Here is a 20,055-nt window from a genome sequence, read left to right as displayed (position 1 = left end):
TGCTATAATCTAGGTATAAATCTTACTAAAACCTCTTTAATAATAGCTTGCCTGCTTTGTTAAATTCGTTTTAGTGTTAGTGTGAAAGGCTTTGCTGATTGGTCTCGGTAAGCCTTTTTTGTTTCAATCACGCGCATTCTAGGCGTGTTTTTTTATTTCTGAATACCATAGCTTTGATTTCCTGATAACTCATATTTAAGCCAATCATGGCTATTACCATATCCTCAAAGGCTTGATATTGCTCCAGCTCGTCCACTGGTCAAGCTATCGATGCCATTATAGCCCCCACGTTCTTCCCTTAGCTGCTTAGCGTTCCTGTCAGTTACTGCTTTCAGTAGCAAGTTGTTCATGGTGCTATGCGCGTGCTTGGGTGCTTGTTCCCAGTTCTCAATACTGTCATGCAAGGTTTTTCTTTTTGGCTTTTCTAGCGCCCTCTGCATACGAAACTTAGAAAGTTCCTCACGCATTTCAAAGAATGCTTTGACCAGATTGGTTTTGAAATTGGCCACTTGCTCGGTGTTCTTCAAGAATGTAACTAACAAGGTCGCTTGTTGCTCATTCAAAATATAGTCCTTGGTATTCTGGCCACTCTCCATAGCTTGGATTTTAAATCCAACCTTTCCAAACTGTTCAAACCTTGCTTGATGCTTGCGGATCGTCTTGGTTATTGTGTGATGTTGCAATCCCGTGTATTCTGCAACAATACTACTTAGTGTATACGGTTCTTTCTTACCGTCCATGTAGACTAGTTCCATTGGTTTTCTCCTTTCTAACTGTAAAACAGTTCATCTATGGTTATATCTGGTTTGATTTCTGCAACCATTGACTTAATCGCTAGGCGTTCCTTGTCATTGAATGGCGTTTTACCTAATTCTTTGTTGTTGTATGACTGCAAAGAAATTTTTAGCTTGTCCGCCATCTGTTGCTGAGTTAGTCCTAACATAACCCGATAGCCTCGTAGTTTGCTCATAGATTTGCTCCTTTCTAAAAAATCCCCCTCCATGAATAGATTGAAAAGTGTGAAAGCTTGGAGAGGGAACACATTTTTTCTGTGCTTAATTTGTATAATACACAATATTTTTTCACATGTCAACTGTTTTTTTAATTTTTGCACAAAAAAAATGTACTTTTTCTAAGATATAGTATATAATCATCTTTGAAAGGTGTGATGAAACATGAATAGATTGAAAGAATTAAGACAAGAAAAAAAGCTATCTCAAAAAGAGTTAGCTGAAAATATTGGGGTTCATTATCGGACTCTTCAAAATTGGGAAAACGGAGAAAGTCAAATTAAACCAGAAAAAGCCCAGCTACTTGCTGACTACTTCGGAGTAAGTGTTGGATATCTGTTGGGGTATGAAGTTATTGACCTCATGGACGCAGCAGATCTTGAAGAATATATCTTTTTTAACGGAGATTATAGCAATCCAGATAAGACCAGAAAAGAATATTTTGAAAAAATTTCTGAAAAAATCAAAACATATAAAAAGGTTGCTGACTCTCTTAATGGACGATACAATAAAAATAAAGCTATTGAAGTACTCGAATTACTTGAAAATAATGGTGAAAATGATTTCGATGATATTTTTGAAATACTAAGAGACAAGATAGAGCTAGCTCTTTTTAGAAATATTGTCCAATATCAATTGTTATCAACTAGATTTCATCACCCAGACTCAAAAGATAAAATTTTAGATAGTTTCAAAGGGCTTGAGTAGATAAAACAAAAAATCCCCACACTCGCCATCGCCATCTTTGAGTGTGAGGAGCAAAGAAAAGTATTTAACATTAGTAAATTAAAAAAGGAGAAAATATTATGGGAGCTACTTCTATTTCTGTTAGACAAGTTTATGAATTTGAAATACCAAACGGTACTACAGGCATCAAAAAAGCCAATGTTACCATTGGCTCTATTACAACAACTGGCCAAACCTTGACCATAGAAGGAAAAGTATACACTAAATTTAAAGGAAGTTATACAAAGACAATCGACGATGAAATCTTGGTATATAACTCTGATGCTGACGAATATCAACAATACGACAATTACCAAAAAGCCTTTGAATTCGATATTTTTTATTCGCAAACTGATCAATTATTATTTTTGACTACAACAACTCCTACAGCGAAAAAATTTTTAAAAGAATTGGAAAAAATTGATACACTAAATATTAATTATACATCGTTAAAATTTGATTTAATGGCAATTTCCAACATGATGCCACAAACAAAAGGAGTTAGTTTTAATAGTACTGATGCCGGTGTCTCAAGTAAGTCATTTTCAGGAGACGAGGTTGATGTAAACGATGAAGCAATTGAAGCTTTAGCAAATGATGAAGCAACAAAGATAATAGGTACATTGGATATATTGGGTAAATCAAGAACAATAATGCTGACTCAGTCTGGTACTATTCTCTCTTTCACATCTTTGACAGATATCTCCGAACAAAAAGAATATCCGATGCTAGAATTTTCTATCGCAACACTAATGAAAATTGGAGTGCTATCATAACCGTGACAATGGTATATATTCATTAATTAATTTTTCTATGTCTTGACGATTATTAGATGTTCCATAAATCTTATTTAGGGTAGTTTTGACCGATAGATCATTGTCCTTAAATTGCAAATCAAATTTCTTTACTTCTTTTTTTCCAAGATGTCGTACAGTCATTCTGTAAAATGGATTATATTTCCTGTGTTTATCAGTCTTAATGGTTACATCAAACCGTTCTTTGCTACTTTCTTCCCTAGAATAAATAGAAAACAGATTATCTCTTAGTGACAAAAAAGAGTCCCACTGTTTTTTTACATCTCTATACGCTAATTGGTAGTCAGCCTTGAATATCAGTCTCTGTCCATTGCTTTCTGGATGTAAACTAATACTCAACTTATTTCTTATACCTCTTGTTGATTCTATATCTATATAAATATCTTCATGAGTTTTGCTGAAAGTAGCTTCATTTATGGAATAGTCATTTTCCTTAAGTACGGATCGAATTTGCTTTTCTAATTGGTTAAGTGTAATAGTTTCTTTTAAAAACTTAGAACTTTTTGGGGTAAAAGAAACTGTTTTTAAAAATATATAGGCTCTAAATTTGTTCCAATGAATATAAAGCCAATCAATTTCGGAATACAAAGCAGCAATAATGGGAACAATTCCGATGAAACTAGTCAGATTTACCACAGTAGGTGAATGTAAAGCTTGACAAAAGTTCACAAATGTCCATAATAGTGAAGTAATTATAAGAATAATTTTTGTCTTTTTCATATTATCACTCCTAATAGTCTTTAATAGTATTGTAACATAAAAATCCCTGGAACCTCATCCCTAATATTTTTCTTTTAGGGTAGCCGAAAAGTCCGATTATACCAACAAAGGCGCGTGATTTCTCGGGGTTCGCTCGGGCTTCGTTATAAGATTTAATAATGTAAGCATTTGTTAACACAAACCGTCTAATACAAGTCCCATACACGCTTTCTACAATCTGATATACAAATTAACCGTCTGACTCTTTAAAATCGAATGTGGGGCAAACTGTGAAGCCCTAGCATGATATAAACCACAATCTAAAACCTTTTTAATAATAGCTTGCCTGCTGATGTATTTTAGAAAGGTTTATCATCATGAAAATAACGCAACATAGCAAAAAAGACGGGTCAATAGTCTACCGCTCTAGTGTCTATCTGGGCATTGACCAGGTTACAGGTAAACAAGTCACAACGAAAGTCACGGGACGCACTAAAAAAGAGGTCAAGCAAAAAGCCCAAGACGTAATTATAGACTTTAAGGTAAACGGATCGACCAGGTTTCAAGCCTCCACTATATCCACTTACAAGGAACTGGCTAGGCTATGGTGGGATAACCACAAGCACACAGTAAAGCCAAATAGTCAGGACGCTACTAGAAGGCTCCTAGAAGGTCATGTTTTGCCTCTCTTTGGCTCCTACAAGCTCGATAAGCTGACAACTCCACTCATTCAGTCCATTGTCAACAAACTAGCAGAAAAGACCAATAAAGGCGAACCTAGGGCTTATCTGCATTATGACAAAATCCACGCGCTAAACAAGCGTATATTACAGTATGGCGTAGTTATGCAAGCTATCCCATTCAATCCAGCCCGTGAGGTCTTGCTACCTCGAAACAATCAAAAAGCAAACCGCCACAAGATCAAACATTTTGACAATCAGGAGCTTAAAAAGTTTCTTGGCTATCTCGATAGTTTAGACAGTAACAAGTACCGCCATTTTTACGAGATTACACTTTACAAGTTTCTACTGGCCACTGGTTGCCGTATCAATGAGGCTCTGGCGCTTAGCTGGTCTGATATCAACTTAGACGGTGCCCTTGTCCATGTCACAAAGACTCTAAACTATAAGCAAGAGATCAATAGCCCAAAATCAAAGTCTAGCTATCGGGATATAGATATAGACCGCTAAACAGTCGCTATGCTCAAGCAATATAAACGTAGGCAAATACAAGAGGCTTGGCAACTCGGGCGCTCTGAAACTGTGGTCTTTTCTGACTTCATACATGAGTACCCTAATAATCGAACCTTACAAACTAGGTTAAGAACCCACTTCAAACGTGCTGGCGTTCCTAACATTGGCTTTCACGGTTTCCGTCATACCCACGCTAGTTTACTGCTTAACTCTGGCATACCTTACAAGGAGCTTCAGCACCGCCTAGGTCATTCACAAATCAGTATGACCATGGATATATATAGCCACCTCTCAAAAGAGAACGCCAAAAAAGCCGTCTCATTCTTTGAAACGGCTATGAAATCAATCTAGCAAATATCTAAGCAAACCCAGAAATCAACGTTTTAAGACAAAGCAAAAAGCCCACTGTTGTAGGCTTTCTGTAAGATATTTCTTAAAATTAAAGCATTTTGTTGTAGAATTCAACGACAAGTGCTTCGTTGATTTCTGGGTTGATTTCGTCGCGTTCTGGCAAGCGAGTCAATGAACCTTCCAATTTTTCAGCGTCGAATGATACGAATGCTGGACGTCCAAGAGTAGCTTCTACTGCTTCAAGGATAGCTGGAACTTTCAATGATTTTTCACGAACTGAGATCACTTGACCTGGTGTTACGCGGTATGATGGGATATCAACGCGTTTTCCGTCAACAAGGATATGACCGTGGTTTACGAATTGACGAGCTTGACGACGAGTAGTCGCAAGGCCAAGACGGTAAACAACGTTATCCAAACGACGTTCCAAAAGAAGCATGAAGTTGAAACCTAGGATTCCGCCTTTGATTTTTGTAGCTTGTACGAACAAGTTACGGAATTGTTTTTCACCTACACCGTAAGTGAAACGAAGTTTTTGTTTTTCAGCCAATTGCAAACCGTATTCTGACAATTTAGAACGGTTGTTTGGTCCGTGTTGTCCTGGTACGTAGTTACGACGTGCCAATTCTTTACCTGTACCTGTAAGTGAAAGGCCAAGGCGACGAGCTTGTTTCCAAGATGGTCCTGTATAACGTGACATGTGTATGTCCTCCTGATATAAATAATATTTCGGTGGAAATAGTCACTTAGAAAGCCCTGATTCGTGCAGATGCCCTTCGCCTAAACAGCCAAGGTTACTTGTCATAAGACACCTGTTGACGAGCTTCATGCTTTCCTGCTGCTATTTCACACAAAGGCTATTGTACCATGAAAAGCTAGATTTGTAAAGAGATTTTACGCCTTTATTTCAAACTAAGGGTGAATGTAAACTTGCTTCCTAAGCCATACTGACTTTCTGCTGTGATTTCGCCACCAAGCTGATGGGCTAGTTCGCGTGCAATCGCAAGACCTAAGCCATGCCCACCCGTCTTCATATTGCGCGAAGTTTCTACACGATAAAGTCGTTTAAAGATCTTTTCCAAATCCTCAGGATGAATCCCCTGACCCTCGTCTTTCACACTGATTGTCAGCTCTTGTTCTGTTAATTGGGCAAGAACCTCGATTCTGGTTCCTGGTTCTGAATATTTAAAGGCATTGTTTAACAAATTGACCAGAATGCGAGAAAGTTTGTCAGAATGGCTCTTGATTTTCGCTGACTCAGGTGATACTTGAATGTAAACATCCCGCTCCTCTTGTTCAATCTGGAGTTGAAATTCACTCATTGACTCAATCAACAGCTGATCTAAAAAGACCTCTTCGACTTCTTCATCAGCAGTATCTTGAGGTTGTGTGTTAAGAGTCAAAACATCCAATTCCTCCACTAGCTTGTTTAGACGCTCAGTTTGCCGACCAATCGTGGCTAAGTAGTGGAGCCGCTCCTCTTCCTTAATCACTCCATCTAGAATTCCCTCCACAGTAACCTGAATGGAGGTAATGGGAGTTTTAATATCGTGAGAGAGCTGCGCAATCATCATTCTCTTTTCTTGCTCGCTCTCATCAAGTGATTGAAAGGTGGCTTGCAAATTGTGGGACATGTCATTAAAAGCCTGGCCCAGCTCTTGAAATTCTAATGGGCCTTTGGTTTCAATTTCTGTGCTGAAATCCTTGCTGGCTATATCCTGAGCTTGTTTTTTCAAATGTTTCAGAGAAGAGAACACAGGCGACAAAAGAAAGATGCTCACTGCAGCGCCAATGAAACTAGCAATCAAGGTCATTCCAACTAGAAAGTAAACTTCACTTTTCTCGATCAACATTCGTTGGACTGCCCAGAAAACGACCAAAATCGTTAGCAGAGTCGACACTAGATACCCCACTAAAATATAGTTTTTTAATTTCATTTTCTACCTCTTGGTTTTTCCATCTTATAGCCCAAACCCCAGACAGTTTTGATAGCAGGAGCATTTGAATTTGTATACTTGGTCAACTCTTGCCTCAAAGCATGGATATGAACATTGAGTGTATTGGTATCATCCACATAGTCCTCTTGCCATACCTTCTCGTAAAGTTCCGTTTTTGAAAAGACTCTCTCAGGATTGCTGGCTAATATCCATAGAAGTTCAAAGGATTTCACTGTCAATTCCAAAGATTGGTCCCCTATGCGAACCTCATGAGTCACATGGTTGATCACTAAGTCACCAAGCTCGATCTGCTCTGTCTCGCCTCCACGGCTAAGGCGACGCAAGATATTATTCACTCTTAAAACCAATTCGCGTGGGCTAAAGGGTTTGGCTATAAAATCATCTGCCCCCAAACTTAATCCATAAATCTTATCCTGTTCGCTTGTCTTAGCAGTTGTAAAGAGAAAGGGTTGATCCGGAGCAATATACTGAACTTCACTGATAAAATCATAACCGTCCATATTGGGCATCATGATATCTGTGATGATGAGGTCAATAGATTTTTTTCTGAAAAGTTCTAATCCCTCCTTGCCATCATGGGCTACTAAAACATCGTATCCTGCCTGTAAAAGATAGCGGTTTTGAATATCTAGAATATCTATCTCATCATCAACCAGCAAAATTGTCTTTTTCATCTGCCACTCCTTTGATAAAAACAGTGTTATACTTGCTTTAGTATAACACTATTTTCTCTAATGTTTAAGTGATTTGAATCTTAATCTTCTCGTTTGGTTGTCAAACCCAAAAGTCCAACAAGACCTGCCAAGGCTAGACCAAAGATACCAAGGCCAGCTGTAGCCGTTTTAGCTTCCCCAGTATTTGGTAGCATCGCTTTATCATCTTTTTTCATCATATTAGCCATTGGGCTAGAAGCTGGTTGATCGACCTTCATATCTGACATATGGTGATTTGTACCCATCATACCCTCAGTCGTACCTGTAGAGCCTGTTTCAGAAGGCTTCGTATTCATCTGACCTTGTTGAGATGGTATTGTCGCCATTTCTTTTCCACGAAGCTGAATCGTTACTTGGCGAGTAGCTACTAGATTGCTCAAATCAGGTTTGCCATCTTTAGAACCATACACTTTGATAGTAGCTTGGTAAGTGTGAGTGCCATTGGCCCGAAGTTGGTCTAGAAGGGCTTGTCCTTCTTTGCCTGTCGTGTTGCCATTCAAATCTACTTCGTAGAAATATTGGCCTTTAGCCAAGCCTTCAAGTGGCAATAACGCTGGGTTATTCGCTGTTCCATTGTCTGACCATGGAGCTTTGTCTGAGGCTTTTAACAAGAGGCGAGTCAACATACCATCACCACCGAAAGCTTCGTATGGAATAACTTGGTTGACACCGGCCAAGAAAGGTCCAGGAACCTTAGCCTTATCAAGGTAGCTAGCTGGAACATCAATCATGTCTTTGACATTGTTAACAACAGACTTTTTAACCTGATTTGGTGTGGTCAAGCCATTCAAATTAACAGTCAAATCTTTAGTCGCTACCAGATTAGTTAAGTCAGGCTTGCCGTCTTTTGCACCGTACACCTTGATAGTAGCTTTATAGCTTTGCGTACCATTTTGTTTCAAGAGGTCAAGCAACTCTTTATCTGATTTTCCTTGAGTTCCGGCCAAATCCACTTCGTAGAAATATTGACCTTTAGCCAAGCCTTCAAGTGGAAATAGGGCAGGATTTTTAGCTGTTCCGTTGTCTGACCATGGAGCTTTGTCTGAAGCTTTTAACAAGAGGCGAGTCAACATACCATCTCCACCAAAAGCTTCGTACGGAATAACTTGGTTAACACCTGCCAAGAATGGACCTGGAACATTTGCTTTTTCAAGGTAGCTAGCTGGAACATCAATGCTATTTTTGATGTTATTAGCAACAGAGTCTTTAACCTGATTTGATGTGGTCAAGCCAGACTCTTTAACCTGATTTGGTGTGGTCAAACCATTCAAGTTGACATCCAAATCTTTAGTTGCTACCAGATTAGTTAAGTCAGGCTTGCCGTCTTTTGCACCGTACACCTTGATAGTAGCTTTATAGCTTTGTGTACCATTTTGTTTTAAGAGATCAAGTAGCTCTTTATCTGATTTGCCTTGGGTGCCTGCTAAATCCACTTCGTAGAAGTAAAGGCCTTTGCCCAATTTCTCTACTGGTGGAAGAGCAGGATTTTTAGCTGAACCGTTGTCTGACCATGGAGCCTTGTCGGATGCTTTCAAGATCAGGCGAGTTAACATGCCGTCTCCAGCGAAGAATTCATATGGAATGACTTGGTTGACACCAGCTGTAAATGGTCCTGGGAAATTAGCTCTATCCAAGTAAGAAGCTGGGACATCTACTGTATCTTTGGTGTTGTCGGCCACACCTTTTTGCACTTCAGCTGGAGTGGTCAAGCCATTCAAGTTAACATCCAAATCTTTAGTCGCTACCAGATTAGTTAAGTCAGGCTTGCCATCTTTCGCACCGTACACCTTGATAGTAGCTTTATAGCTTTGAGTTCCATTTTGTTTCAAGAGGTCAAGCAACTCTTTATCTGATTTTCCTTGGGTGCCTGCCAAGTCTACTTCGTAGAAGTAAAGGCCTTTGCCCAATTTCTCTACTGGTGGGAGAGCTGGATTTTTAGCTGTTCCGTTGTCTGACCATGGGGCTTTATCTGAGGCTTTTAACAAGAGGCGAGTCAACATACCATCTCCACCAAAAGCTTCGTATGGAATGACTTGGTTGACACCAGCTGTAAATGGACCTGGGAAATTGGCTTTGTCAAGGTAACTAGCTGGGACATCTACTGTATCTTTGGTGTTGTCGGCCACACCTTTTTGCACTTCAGCTGGAGTGGTCAAGCCATTCAAGTTAACATCCAAATCTTTAGTCGCTACCAGATTAGTTAAGTCAGGCTTGCCATCTTTCGCACCGTACACCTTGATAGTAGCTTTATAGCTTTGAGTTCCATTTTGTTTCAAGAGGTCAAGCAACTCTTTATCTGATTTTCCTTGGGTGCCTGCCAAGTCTACTTCGTAGAAGTAAAGGCCTTTGCCCAATTTCTCTACTGGTGGGAGAGCTGGATTTTTAGCTGAACCGTTGTCTGACCATGGAGCCTTATCGGATGCTTTCAAGATAAGGCGAGTCAACATGCCATCACCAGCGAAGAATTCGTATGGAATAACTTGGTTGACACCAGCTGTAAATGGTCCTGGAAAATTAGCTCTATCCAAGTAAGAAGCTGGGACATCTACTGTATCTTTGGTGTTGTCAGCCACACCTTTTTGCACTTCAGCTGGTGTGGTCAAGCCATTCAAATTAACAGTCAAATCTTTAGTCGCTACCAGATTAGTTAAGTCAGGCTTGCCGTCTTTTGCACCGTACACCTTGATAGTAGCTTTATAGCTTTGCGTACCATTTTGTTTCAAGAGGTCAAGCAACTCTTTATCTGATTTTCCTTGAGTTCCGGCCAAATCCACTTCATAGAAGTAGAGGCCTTTGCCCAATTTCTCTACTGGTGGGAGGGCGGGATTTTTAGCTGTTCCGTTGTCTGACCATGGAGCCTTATCAGATGCTTTCAAGATAAGGCGAGTCAACATGCCATCACCAGCGAAGAATTCATATGGAATAACTTGGTTGACACCGGCTGTAAATGGACCTGGGAAGTTGGCCTTGTCTAGATAAGTGGCTGGGACGTCTACTGTATCTTTGGTATTGTCAGCCACACCTTTTTGTACTTCAGCTGGAGTGGTCGCTGGTTGCGCTTCACTGGCTTCACGGTCTTGTCCAGAAACTGTAGACTCAGGACTTTCCACAGGTTTAACTGCATCTTCTGTTTGTTTCTTAGAGTCAGGTTGTGCTTGCACTTCTTCTTTTGGTGCTACTACCGGCTCTTTAGCAGTTGCGTCCGCTTTTTCTGAAGAGCTTGTCGTATCCACACTTGCTTTAGGTGTTGGAATAGACCGTTCTGAAGGAAGAGCTACATCGACTGCTTTTTTGAGAACCTCTGCTGGTAAGTCGCTCTTTTCACTCACCGAAGTTGCGTCTGGCACGACTTGGGCAGGAGTCGGATTGACGACATCAGCACGCGCAGAACTTGGTTGACCAACTAGGACAAAGAAGCCACTGGCTACAACAACTGAAGCAACACCGACACTGAGACGGCGAATAGACCAACGAGTATATCTCTGATTTGGATTGAATTTCATAGGATTCTCCTTAGAGCTTTTTATTTGATGGCTCTAGTATAATCTCCTAAAATTAAAAAGGATTAAGAAAAAGTTAAAATTTTTCTTAAATCCCTCTTATAAAATACTTATATTGATTCATTAATCATTGAGGAAGAAAACAACCCTTCCTCTCCTACTCACTAAGCTCTGTTAGAGTATCCAAATGTTGGTTATTAATCACCGCCATGATATAGGCGCCTGACCGTAAAAGGTCATCGGGACCGAATTGAACATCTAGAGGAGAATTTTCATAGTCACGAAATCCAAGTACATTGAGATTGTATCGCCCACGTAAATCTAGCTGGCTAAGGCTTTTCCCCCCCCAAGATTGGGGGATTCTCATCTCGACAATTGAAACATTCTTGTCCAACTGAAAGACATCTACGCTGTTATGAAAGAGAATTCTCTGCGCTAACGAACGCCCCATTTCAAATTCCGGTGAGATGACCGAGTCCGCACCAATTTTCTCCAGTACCTTTTTGGCCATATGACTTTTTACCTTGGCAATGACGGTCGGCACCCCTAGACTTTTACAGTGCATGACTGCAAGAACACTGGACTCCAAATTTTCCCCCGTTGCGACAACCACGGTATCGCAGGTGTCAATCCCCGCTGATAGAAGGAGTTCTTCATCCGTGATATCCCCAACTACCCCACGCGCTAACACCGGTTCAAATTGATTGATACGCTCCTCGTGGTCATCAATAGCAATGATATTCATATGATGCTTGGCAAGAGCAGCCAAAACACTGCTCCCAAAAATTCCCAAACCTAAAATTCCAATTGTTCGATCTGACATCGTTCTTCCTTTCTTATCCGATAGTGATATCTGCTTTCATATAGTGAATCAAATCTTTCTTGTCTGGCTTATATTCTGCTAAGCTGACCAGTAGTGTCAAGGGGCCAATACGGCCGATAAACATCAACAACATAACGATACTGAGAGCTAACTTGCCTAACTCTGGTGTTAAATTCGCCGTCACCCCAACTGTCGCAAAGGCTGAAATGGTCTCAAACATGAGGTAGATAAAGCGCGGATTTCCTTCTGCTGTTATCCCTAGTAAAATCAAGCCCAGTAAGAAAGTCAGCAAGAAGATAATAAAGACACTGAAAGATTTTTGTACGGTTCGAGGTTCAATGGTCCTCCGAGCTACATTGGCATGAGGCAAGCCCAATAATTCACTGCGAGCAAAGACCAACAAGACAAAGAAGGTCGTAATCTTGAGTCCCCCTGCTGTCCCTCCAGGTGCCCCGCCCAGAAACATCTGCAAAATGTAGATCAGTAAGGTAACTGGTCGAGCCTGGGTGTAGTCAATAGAGGCAAAGCCTGCTGTCCTCATACTGACAGTCTGGAAGAAACTAACCAATAGTTTCTCTGGGACGCTGAGATTCCCAATCGTCCCTGGATTGTTCCACTCGATTAAGAGAGTCGATACTGTTCCAAAGAGCAAAATTCCCGCCGTTAAAAAGAGAACCAACTTGGTATGGAAACGCAGGCGGCGTTTTTTCTTTTTCCCAAACTGGATCGCTAGGTCAAACCAGACCATAAATCCTAGGCCACCCGTTATAATCAATCCTGCAATCACTAGATTGATCAAAGGGTCCGTCTGAAAGACTGCTAAACTCGTACTTCCAAAATTATCAAATCCAGCATTGCAGAAAGCTGAAATAGCCAAAAAGATAGAGGTTAGAATCCCTCGCCCCCATCCAAATTCAGGAATGAAGCGGAAACTCAGGAGAAAGGCACCGAGCCCTTCTACCAGAAAAGTCGTCAAAAAGATCGAGCGGATGAAGTCCCTTAAGGACTGGGTCTCCCCATAACTAAAACTTTCTTGAATAGTCTCACGGCTACGAAGACTGAGCTTTTGTTTCCCTTGGATATAAAAGATTCCAATAAAGGTCATAAGCCCCAATCCACCGATCTGGATCAACAGCATGCAAATCAACTGGCCCCAGATATTGTAAGTAGAGGCCACCGGCTGGGTGAAGAGCCCTGTCACACAGACCATGGACACAGTCGTAAAGAGATGGTCAAAGTAGGTCGCTTGTGACGTTGCTGCTTGAACCAAGGGTAGGCTTAAAAGGAGAGAACCCAAGAAGATTACTAGGGCAAAACTTAAAAAGATGCGACGAGCTGGTGATAATCGAACTAGCGTCGTCTTTATTTTTTCAAAAAATGATTTGAATACCATAGCTACATTGTACCATAAAAATAGTAAGAGCACTCACATGTGGTGCATAATAGCAAGACAGAGTTCGAGGGCCTTATCAAAAGCTTCTACGCCCCAGTCACGACTGTCGTAGTTATCTAGATCCGCCAGGGAATCTGCGGTAAAGAGCAGTTCTCCCCAGACAACCCTACGTAACTGAGCTACTGCCGCAAGAGCAGAGCACTCCATCTCCACAACAGCACAACCTTCTTCCTTGCGATAGGCAACCTTTTCAGCTGTCTCTCGGTAAAAACCATCTGTCGTCCAGGTCATAACTTCCTCATAAGGAATGCCTCTTTGTTCCAAGACTTGCTCAATGGCAGAGATAACCTCAATCTGCATCTCCATATAACGAGAAGGTGCTACATAGTGGTAGCTGGTCCCCTCATCTCGCAGAGCGCAAATAGGGATGAGAAAAGCATTCTCCTCTATATCGGCTAGTACGCCACAGGTTCCAGTGGAGATGATTTGCTCTACACCATAGCCAATCAACCAATCCATAAACTGGGCCGCTGGGGCAGAACCAACGGGCGCCTGGGTCAGACAAATCTCCTCACCCTTGTAGTTGACGACATAGACTGGATAAGTCTTGGTGGCAGAAACGAACTCACCAACACAGTCCGCTCCTGCTTCCTGAGCGTAGCGGTCAATCTCTTCCTCCAAAAATGCATAGATGCATTTCTTTGGCAACTTTAAGTCCAATCCCTCATGTGTTGGCATAAGGACCGCCTGGGGATTGTCATCAAACTCCAAAATGGGAATCGCGTGTTTCTGAATCATAGCCCACCTCCTCTAATTTTGTACTATTGTATCAAAAGCTGACGAAGTGTCAAGGAGTTGTCTTTAGCAAGCCAGAAAACTCCTCTTCCATACATTTAAGAAATCGTTGCTCTGCTGGAGTGGTCGGTTTCTGTTTTAGTAAAGTGATTGAGGACTATCACCAAAATAGCAAATTCAATAATAAAAAAGCACGAATCTGCATCAGACAATATATACCCTTTTATATTATCTTGTGCAAGAAGCCAAACCAATAGAATCTAGCCTCCATTTTGTCTAGGCCTACTCTATTTCCACAAAGCACCTAAAATCTGTTTTTCTAATAAGTCTAAGTCTTCTTCTTTTATTTCTCCATTGTCGCTAACGATATAAAGCTGAGCGAAGTAAGCCAACAATGGGCCAACACAAATACGAACCATTTGAGGAATCGTTAACTCTGGATTTACACGTGGATCTGCTATCAATTCCTTACGGAGTACTCGAAGTTTATCTTGAATAGCATTCCAGATAAAAATCTGTTCATTTTTTAGTTTTTTATTTGAAAAACTCTCCTGCAGAATGATTTTCATCAAAGCACGATTTTTTTTGAGATAGCTCATACGATCGTGGACGAGATAACGAACCCTCTCTTCTGTCGTTTCAAAAGCTAAGAGTTCCTCAAAAAAACTACCGAAAATGCCTGGGACTACAGGATGTAAAATAGCCGTCAGTAAATCATCCTTCGTCTTAAAATACTTAAACAAAGTTGCCTGGCTTAGTCCAGCACGCTCAGCTATGTGAAGAGTTGAGGTCCCATGGTAACTCCTAGTTGATATGAGATCCACTGCTGCCTGCATGATTTTTTTCTTTCCTTGAGGGTAATTCGCTTCTTCTAAGTAATCTTCAAACGATTCAAAAACAGTCTTATCCATCTAATCTTCACACCTTTTTAGCATTATTTATGTTGATTTCTAAACTTTACGATAACGACGCAATCCAACAATATTGAGAATTGTTAAAATGATCAAGAAAATCATTAAAACACCAAGATTTGGCAAAATATCACCAAGATTGTGTCCGTAAAGAATAATCTGGCTTATTGCATCACCAGAATAGGTTAATGGCAAAAATTTCCCCACAGTTGGAGCCCATTCTCCCATGGATGACAATGGAATAATCCCTGAGAAAAAGAGTTGAGGCATAATCACGAGAGGAATAAATTGCATCATTTGGAATTCTGATTTTGCTAGAGTAGACAAGAGAATTCCAAAAGCTAGTGCTACAAGAGCCAGTACCACATTAACTATTATAACATTTAAAATATTTCCTACAACTTCTACATCTAGTAGCCAAATTGCTGCTAAGACGACAACTGCCGTTTGAAAAATCGCAATAATACCGTAAGACAACATATAGCCATAGACAATTTCAGATCGTTTCACTGGTGTTGCTAACAAACGTTCTAGTGTTCCACTGGTGCGCTCTTTCAAAAGCGCCATACCTGAAATCAAAAAGACAAAGAAGAAAACTACAAAACCTATCAAAACCGGAATCATACTGGTAAAGAAGCTTGTATTTTCATCTCCATACTGGTAAGACTCCTTGATTTCTGGTGTTTTTGCGTCCGAGTCCAATTGTGGAAGAGCTTGTTTAACACGAGATACTAACTGATCGGTGCCTTCACTGGCGATACTCGTTCGTAACACTTGTCGTATCATAGATGTTTTGGAGGCGTCTGTGTTGGCGTAGTCGACCTGGTACTCATCGTTTTTATAAGAAATCACAGCATCGACTTTTTCATTTGCTAGTGCTTCTTTGGCTTGTTCTAAGTCTTGATAAGTCTCGACGTCCACATGGTCGAGCTCATCCATTTTCGTTACCAAACCAGTTGGTAGATCCTGTGTTGCTAACTTGACATTCACGGTTGTACTAGCTGAAAACATGAGGTTCATCAACCACATGATAAAAACAGGTGCTATAAACATCAGAGCTAGAGTTCGTTTGTCACGAAGTAATTCTTTGATGACTTTTTTTGCAATCGCTATTGTTCTCATTTTACTCACCTTCTGCTTTTAAAAATACTTCTTCAATACTTGAAACTTGATAACTTTCTTTTAAGTGTTGCGGTGTATCAAAAGCAATGATTTTTCCGCCTAATAATAAGCCGACCTTATCCGTCAACTCTGCTTCATCCATAACATGGGTAGTAACTAATATCCCAACCCCATTGTCTCTAAGCGCGAATAATTCTTTCCAGATTTTCTTTCGAAGAGAAGGGTCGATTCCAACTGTCGGTTCGTCCAAAATCAAGAGTTGAGGATTTCCTAAAAGCGCGATAGCCAGCGACAAACGCCGTTTCATTCCTCCAGAATAACCAGATACCGCCTTGTTTAAGTAGTCTGTCAGATCTACTACTTGAGCTATATAAGCAATTTCCGCCTTCAGGTCTTTTTTAGAAAGCCCCTTTAGCTGACCAAAAAATTCCAGATTTTCTTGGCCTGACAAGGTCTCGTATAAAGCATCTGATTGGGCCATATAGCCAATATCTCCTAAAATATAGCGATTGGGCATAGTGTGATTTAACACTAAAGCTAGGCCTCCATCAGCCTTTTCCATTCCTAACGTAGTCTTAATCATAGTTGATTTACCAGCACCAGACGGACCAATTAAGCCTATAATTTCTCCTGGCTGCAATTCAAAGCTGACATGATTCAAAACTATTTGATGGTCAAAAGATTTTACTAAATCTTGTAAATGTAGTAATGTTTTCATATGCTTCCTCCTAGGTGAGTGCTTACTCACTTACTGAATATAGACCTATTATAGTGAGTGTTTACTCACTTGTCAAGAAAAAAGTTGAAATTCTTTAAAAAATAAAGCACCAGATTCGTATCTGATGTTTATAATGCACATGTCTTATTTCTAAAAATGTTTTTGAACTTCCTCTCTATACTCCGAAATGGTCTTTTCTGTCCACTTTTTAAAGGCCTATTTTTCCTCTACTTTTCTCGGCTAATCCAACCATCGTCATTGCTATCGCAACTCTAATGACCTTGGTAATGGGAATTCATTTTACTCATTTTTATATGAAACAGACTAAGAAATTTTCAAGACCTAATTGAAACCAAATTAGCCCTCGGAAGTCAAAAAATCCTCGAACTCTACGCTGACCGTCTAGCAGAATCAGATCAAATGTGGCATGACATTTCTAAGAATTCGGTCAAGGGTCGTAACCTACAAGCCGCTTACGTAGATGTGGACGTCGATGGATTGACTTTGGGAGACTTCTTCGCCTTCAACCAAGGACTAAATAAAATGGGCGACGAAGCGCTCCCTTCTAAAGTTCACCCTGAACATTTTGTATTTGCTGGGGTGCACGGTGGACAGGAAGTGATGAAGTTGATTGGAGAGTACGGTCAACCAACTTATCAAAAAATCTTTATCAGTCTAGATGCTGAAAAACCAGTAGTTCCGGATACTGATACAAAAATTTCTATGGCAGGTGATACAGCCACTCTCATGTCCGATCCAAGCCTTGATATCAAGATGTATGGCATGCACCAGTTCAAGATGAAAAAAGGTAGACTTCGCATCAAATTAGGTGTCTTTTCCCCAGAAGCAGCTCCAAGCGAGATGGTACTCTGTCACCACGAACACCTAGCAGTTGAATTTTTCAATTCCCTCGCAATCGCCTATCAAAACAAAACATTTAAGGGCAAACTACTCAACCCCTCTTAAAATTCAAGTAAACAAAAACGGGTGACTGAACAATTTATCCTTTGAAAGCTAGGATTATAAAACCACTCGTAACATATCAATCTATCACCCATATAAAAAGATAGCCATTCTAATTGAATGCTATCTTTTTTGTTTATCCTTGTCCACCAGGGGCTGGACCGCCAGGACCACCATTTCCTTGAGGGTCTCCATTTGGTCCACCGCCTCCAGGCATAGAGTTGACGATTTCCGTTTGTTTTTCGCCATTGAGATAGATATCCCCGCCTGTGTAGGTCGCTGTTCCATCAAAGTCAAAACCTGTTTGACCAATCATTTTAATGGTTCCACCTGTAACTGTGATATTGCCGTTTGAATCGATTGGGTCTGTATCCCCTTGACCAACTTCTACTATCAGGTTCCCACCGTTCATGGTGAAGAAGATTTCACTCTGTTGGGCATTTTTGTTGGCTGCATTAACTCCATCATCTGTCGCATAGACATTGATATCGCCATCGTTTATGGTGATGGATTTTCCTTCTACCCCTTCTGTTGAATTCTTAACGGTATAGGTACCACTATCAATGACAAGATCTCCAGAAGCGTGGATGCCATCATCCCCTGCTGTAACGGTGATGGTGTTGTTGGATAGGTACATGGTTCCGACTGAAGTATCCTCATCATTGTCCACCTTGACCCCATCCTCTTTGGCATCAATGGTCATGGTCGTACCAGTGATGTTGAGTTCATCATTAACATTAAAGGCATCGCCAACTGCTGTGATGTTATAGGTTCCACCCGTGATGTGGAGGGTGTCGTTGGCCTTGATACCATTGTTTTTCTTGCCATCTACATTGAGAGTTCCTTTCCCGTTGATGGTCAAATCCACCTTAGAAAAGAGAGCTGCGTCAGCCTTTTCGTCGCTATTCGAGCTTGAGTCAGAGAGACTGTTGGTGGTTCCCTCTGCTAGAGTCAGGTAGACATGGCCAGCTGATGTCGCAGATATCGCTGCATTGGTATTGGTCATGGTCGCACCTTTTAGGACTAGATGAACATCTGCCGACTTATCTGCCTCGACCTTGATTTGCACTCCGTCAGACTGACCTGAAATCACATAGGTTCCAGATTTTGTGATGGTCACTGTTGATTCAGAGACTGTCACCCCATCTCCAGAGACGTTTGCAGATGAGCCAGATAGCTCAATCTTAGAAGATGTGCTTTCATCATAAGAAGTATCATAGTCCTTCTCTGTAAAATAGGATGATTGGTTTGTCTTTGTTGCAGTTGTTGTTGCACTATTTGTCGTTGCATTGGTATTGGATGTAGTTGTTGACTGGGCACATGCTGCCAGCAGCACCATTGCCGTTAAACTCGTTGCGAGTAGGGTCCATTTTTTTGATTTCATACCTTTTTCCTCTCCTTCGTATGATATAGCTAGACAGTCTACTGAAGATTCCTGAAACGAAACTAAAACTTTTCTGAAAGTTTCCTTAAATTCAGTTTGGATTAGATTTCGCCTAGTAATTTTTTAGAAAGGGCTGCTAAAACAATTTTTGAACTCTGGACTACCTTTAATAGATTTTTAAAACCAACATCCCTCAGTGCGATGTTTCCTTGACCAAGAAAGCAAAAAAGAAGAAAAATTTATAAGATTAGAGTTCATAAAAAGAACAGCCTCGGCTGTTCTTTTTAGTTTTCTTTTACTGGGATTTCCTTAATCACGCGCGCAGGATTGCCACCCAAAACAACATTGTCTCCAAAGGACTTGGTAATCACGGCCCCTGCTCCCGCCACTACGTTATTTCCCAGTGTCACTCCAGGAAGGACAATGACGCCACCTCCAGCCCAGAAATTGTCACCGATGGTGATGGGCTTGCCGTATTCGATCCCTGAATTGCGTTCATGCGGATCTAGTGGATGAAGAGGTGTTAGAAACTGGCAGTTGGGGCCAATCATGGCATTGTTACCGATGCGAATCGGACAAACATCCAGCATGGTCAAGTTCCAATTAGAATAAAAATTTTCCCCTAGATGGATATTGATTCCATAATCAACCACCAGATGTGGATTGACATAGAGATTTTCCCCAGTTGAACCAAACCAAGTCTTGATGATTTCGGCTCCCTTCAAGGGATCTTCTTCCCGGTTAAAGGAAGCCTGTTTTTGGCGAGAAGCCTGAGCCAAGGCCCGTAATTCTGGGTCCGACGGACGGTAAGGCTCCCCTGCTATCATTTTCTGGTATTCGCTAGCCATCTTATCACCTCATACTTACTTTGGACCCATCATATCAAAAAGCCTTTGAAAGGTCAAGAATACTATAATATCAAATTTTCGGACACTATCAACGCTCACTTATTCTTGCAATTTATCGATTAGAAATCGTTCA

Annotated in this window: 17 protein-coding genes and 3 pseudogenes; 4 read left to right on the top strand and 16 right to left on the bottom strand. The window is 40.8% G+C overall.

Annotation, left to right across the window (positions count from 1 at the left end; translation table 11 throughout):
* Positions 1 to 127 precede the first annotated feature (127 nt).
* Together ACXYSL_RS08605 and ACXYSL_RS08600 are read right to left on the bottom strand one after the other, a co-directional pair.
* Positions 128 to 755 (bottom strand): annotated as a pseudogene (locus ACXYSL_RS08605) (Rha family transcriptional regulator).
* Positions 756 to 769: 14 nt separating this feature from the next.
* Positions 770 to 970, bottom strand: coding sequence for a helix-turn-helix transcriptional regulator (locus ACXYSL_RS08600; protein ID WP_088793933.1), 201 nt, complete (start codon positions 968 to 970; stop codon positions 770 to 772).
* Positions 971 to 1,175: 205 nt separating this feature from the next.
* Here ACXYSL_RS08600 and ACXYSL_RS08595 point away from each other — a divergent pair, with 205 nt between their 5' ends.
* The gene (locus tag ACXYSL_RS08595) at positions 1,176 to 1,718 is read left to right on the top strand and encodes a helix-turn-helix domain-containing protein (protein ID WP_259298998.1); all 543 of its coding nucleotides are present in this window, start codon (positions 1,176 to 1,178) and stop codon (positions 1,716 to 1,718) included.
* A 98-nt stretch (positions 1,719 to 1,816) separates the two neighbouring features.
* On the top strand, positions 1,817 to 2,512 hold the full coding sequence (locus tag ACXYSL_RS08590; RefSeq protein WP_458624490.1) for a hypothetical protein: 696 nt from the start codon (positions 1,817 to 1,819) through the stop codon (positions 2,510 to 2,512).
* Here the strand turns inward: ACXYSL_RS08590 and ACXYSL_RS08585 are convergent.
* Complete coding sequence (locus tag ACXYSL_RS08585; protein WP_458624489.1) at positions 2,507 to 3,271, bottom strand: hypothetical protein; 765 nt, start codon at positions 3,269 to 3,271, stop codon at positions 2,507 to 2,509. The two genes, ACXYSL_RS08590 and ACXYSL_RS08585, sit on opposite strands and share 6 nt — an antisense overlap.
* 356 nt (positions 3,272 to 3,627) lie before the next feature.
* Here ACXYSL_RS08585 and ACXYSL_RS08580 point away from each other — a divergent pair.
* Positions 3,628 to 4,794: pseudogene (locus ACXYSL_RS08580) on the top strand (tyrosine-type recombinase/integrase).
* Positions 4,795 to 4,882: 88 nt separating this feature from the next.
* Here ACXYSL_RS08580 and rpsD read toward each other — a convergent pair.
* The 11 genes and pseudogenes from rpsD to ACXYSL_RS08525 all read right to left on the bottom strand — a co-directional run bounded on the left by rpsD (position 4,883) and on the right by ACXYSL_RS08525 (position 16,727).
* Entirely contained in the window at positions 4,883 to 5,494 is a 612-nt protein-coding gene (gene rpsD / locus ACXYSL_RS08575) for a 30S ribosomal protein S4 (protein ID WP_000092756.1), read from the bottom strand.
* Positions 5,495 to 5,696: 202 nt separating this feature from the next.
* Positions 5,697 to 6,731 (bottom strand): sensor histidine kinase, encoded by a 1,035-nt coding sequence (locus ACXYSL_RS08570; RefSeq protein ID WP_458624488.1) that lies wholly within the window; start codon positions 6,729 to 6,731, stop codon positions 5,697 to 5,699.
* Positions 6,728 to 7,426, bottom strand: a complete 699-nt coding sequence (locus ACXYSL_RS08565) for a response regulator transcription factor (protein ID WP_458624487.1) — start codon at positions 7,424 to 7,426, stop codon at positions 6,728 to 6,730. Before ACXYSL_RS08565 ends, ACXYSL_RS08570 begins: the two co-directional genes overlap by 4 nt.
* An 80-nt stretch (positions 7,427 to 7,506) precedes the next feature.
* The gene (locus ACXYSL_RS08560) at positions 7,507 to 10,812 is read right to left on the bottom strand and encodes an SSURE domain-containing protein (protein WP_458624527.1); all 3,306 of its coding nucleotides are present in this window, start codon (positions 10,810 to 10,812) and stop codon (positions 7,507 to 7,509) included.
* A 90-nt stretch (positions 10,813 to 10,902) separates the two neighbouring features.
* Positions 10,903 to 10,968 (bottom strand): annotated as a pseudogene (locus tag ACXYSL_RS08555) (YSIRK-type signal peptide-containing protein); the annotation flags it as partial.
* A gap of 154 nt (positions 10,969 to 11,122) precedes the next feature.
* Positions 11,123 to 11,788, bottom strand: a complete 666-nt coding sequence (locus ACXYSL_RS08550; RefSeq protein WP_001283891.1) for a potassium channel family protein — start codon at positions 11,786 to 11,788, stop codon at positions 11,123 to 11,125.
* 13 nt (positions 11,789 to 11,801) lie between these two features.
* Complete coding sequence (locus tag ACXYSL_RS08545) at positions 11,802 to 13,181, bottom strand: TrkH family potassium uptake protein (protein ID WP_458624486.1); 1,380 nt, start codon at positions 13,179 to 13,181, stop codon at positions 11,802 to 11,804.
* A gap of 33 nt (positions 13,182 to 13,214) precedes the next feature.
* The gene (locus ACXYSL_RS08540) at positions 13,215 to 13,979 is read right to left on the bottom strand and encodes a nucleoside phosphorylase (protein ID WP_458624485.1); all 765 of its coding nucleotides are present in this window, start codon (positions 13,977 to 13,979) and stop codon (positions 13,215 to 13,217) included.
* A gap of 284 nt (positions 13,980 to 14,263) precedes the next feature.
* Positions 14,264 to 14,887, bottom strand: a complete 624-nt coding sequence (locus ACXYSL_RS08535) for a TetR/AcrR family transcriptional regulator (protein ID WP_000361925.1) — start codon at positions 14,885 to 14,887, stop codon at positions 14,264 to 14,266.
* A gap of 39 nt (positions 14,888 to 14,926) precedes the next feature.
* Positions 14,927 to 16,009, bottom strand: a complete 1,083-nt coding sequence (locus ACXYSL_RS08530; RefSeq protein ID WP_458624484.1) for an ABC transporter permease — start codon at positions 16,007 to 16,009, stop codon at positions 14,927 to 14,929.
* Between the two features lies 1 nt (position 16,010).
* Positions 16,011 to 16,727, bottom strand: a complete 717-nt coding sequence (locus ACXYSL_RS08525) for an ABC transporter ATP-binding protein (protein WP_009729511.1) — start codon at positions 16,725 to 16,727, stop codon at positions 16,011 to 16,013.
* Between the two features lie 420 nt (positions 16,728 to 17,147).
* On the opposite strand from ACXYSL_RS08525, the gene ACXYSL_RS08520 reads away from it, so the two are divergent.
* Positions 17,148 to 17,693 carry a hypothetical protein gene (locus tag ACXYSL_RS08520; RefSeq protein WP_458624483.1) on the top strand — a complete coding sequence of 182 codons (546 nt, stop codon included), beginning with the start codon at positions 17,148 to 17,150 and terminating at the stop codon, positions 17,691 to 17,693.
* 133 nt (positions 17,694 to 17,826) lie between these two features.
* On the opposite strand, the gene ACXYSL_RS08515 is transcribed toward ACXYSL_RS08520, so the two are convergent.
* Positions 17,827 to 19,074, bottom strand: coding sequence for a carbohydrate-binding domain-containing protein (locus tag ACXYSL_RS08515; protein WP_458624482.1), 1,248 nt, complete (start codon positions 19,072 to 19,074; stop codon positions 17,827 to 17,829).
* A 284-nt stretch (positions 19,075 to 19,358) separates the two neighbouring features.
* Complete coding sequence (locus ACXYSL_RS08510; protein ID WP_458624481.1) at positions 19,359 to 19,922, bottom strand: sugar O-acetyltransferase; 564 nt, start codon at positions 19,920 to 19,922, stop codon at positions 19,359 to 19,361.
* Positions 19,923 to 20,055: the final 133 nt, after the last annotated feature.

The organism is Streptococcus sp. V913, from assembly GCF_054353455.1.
The sequence above is the reverse complement of the archived record's forward strand: the minus strand, read 5'-3'. Positions and strand labels throughout refer to the sequence as shown.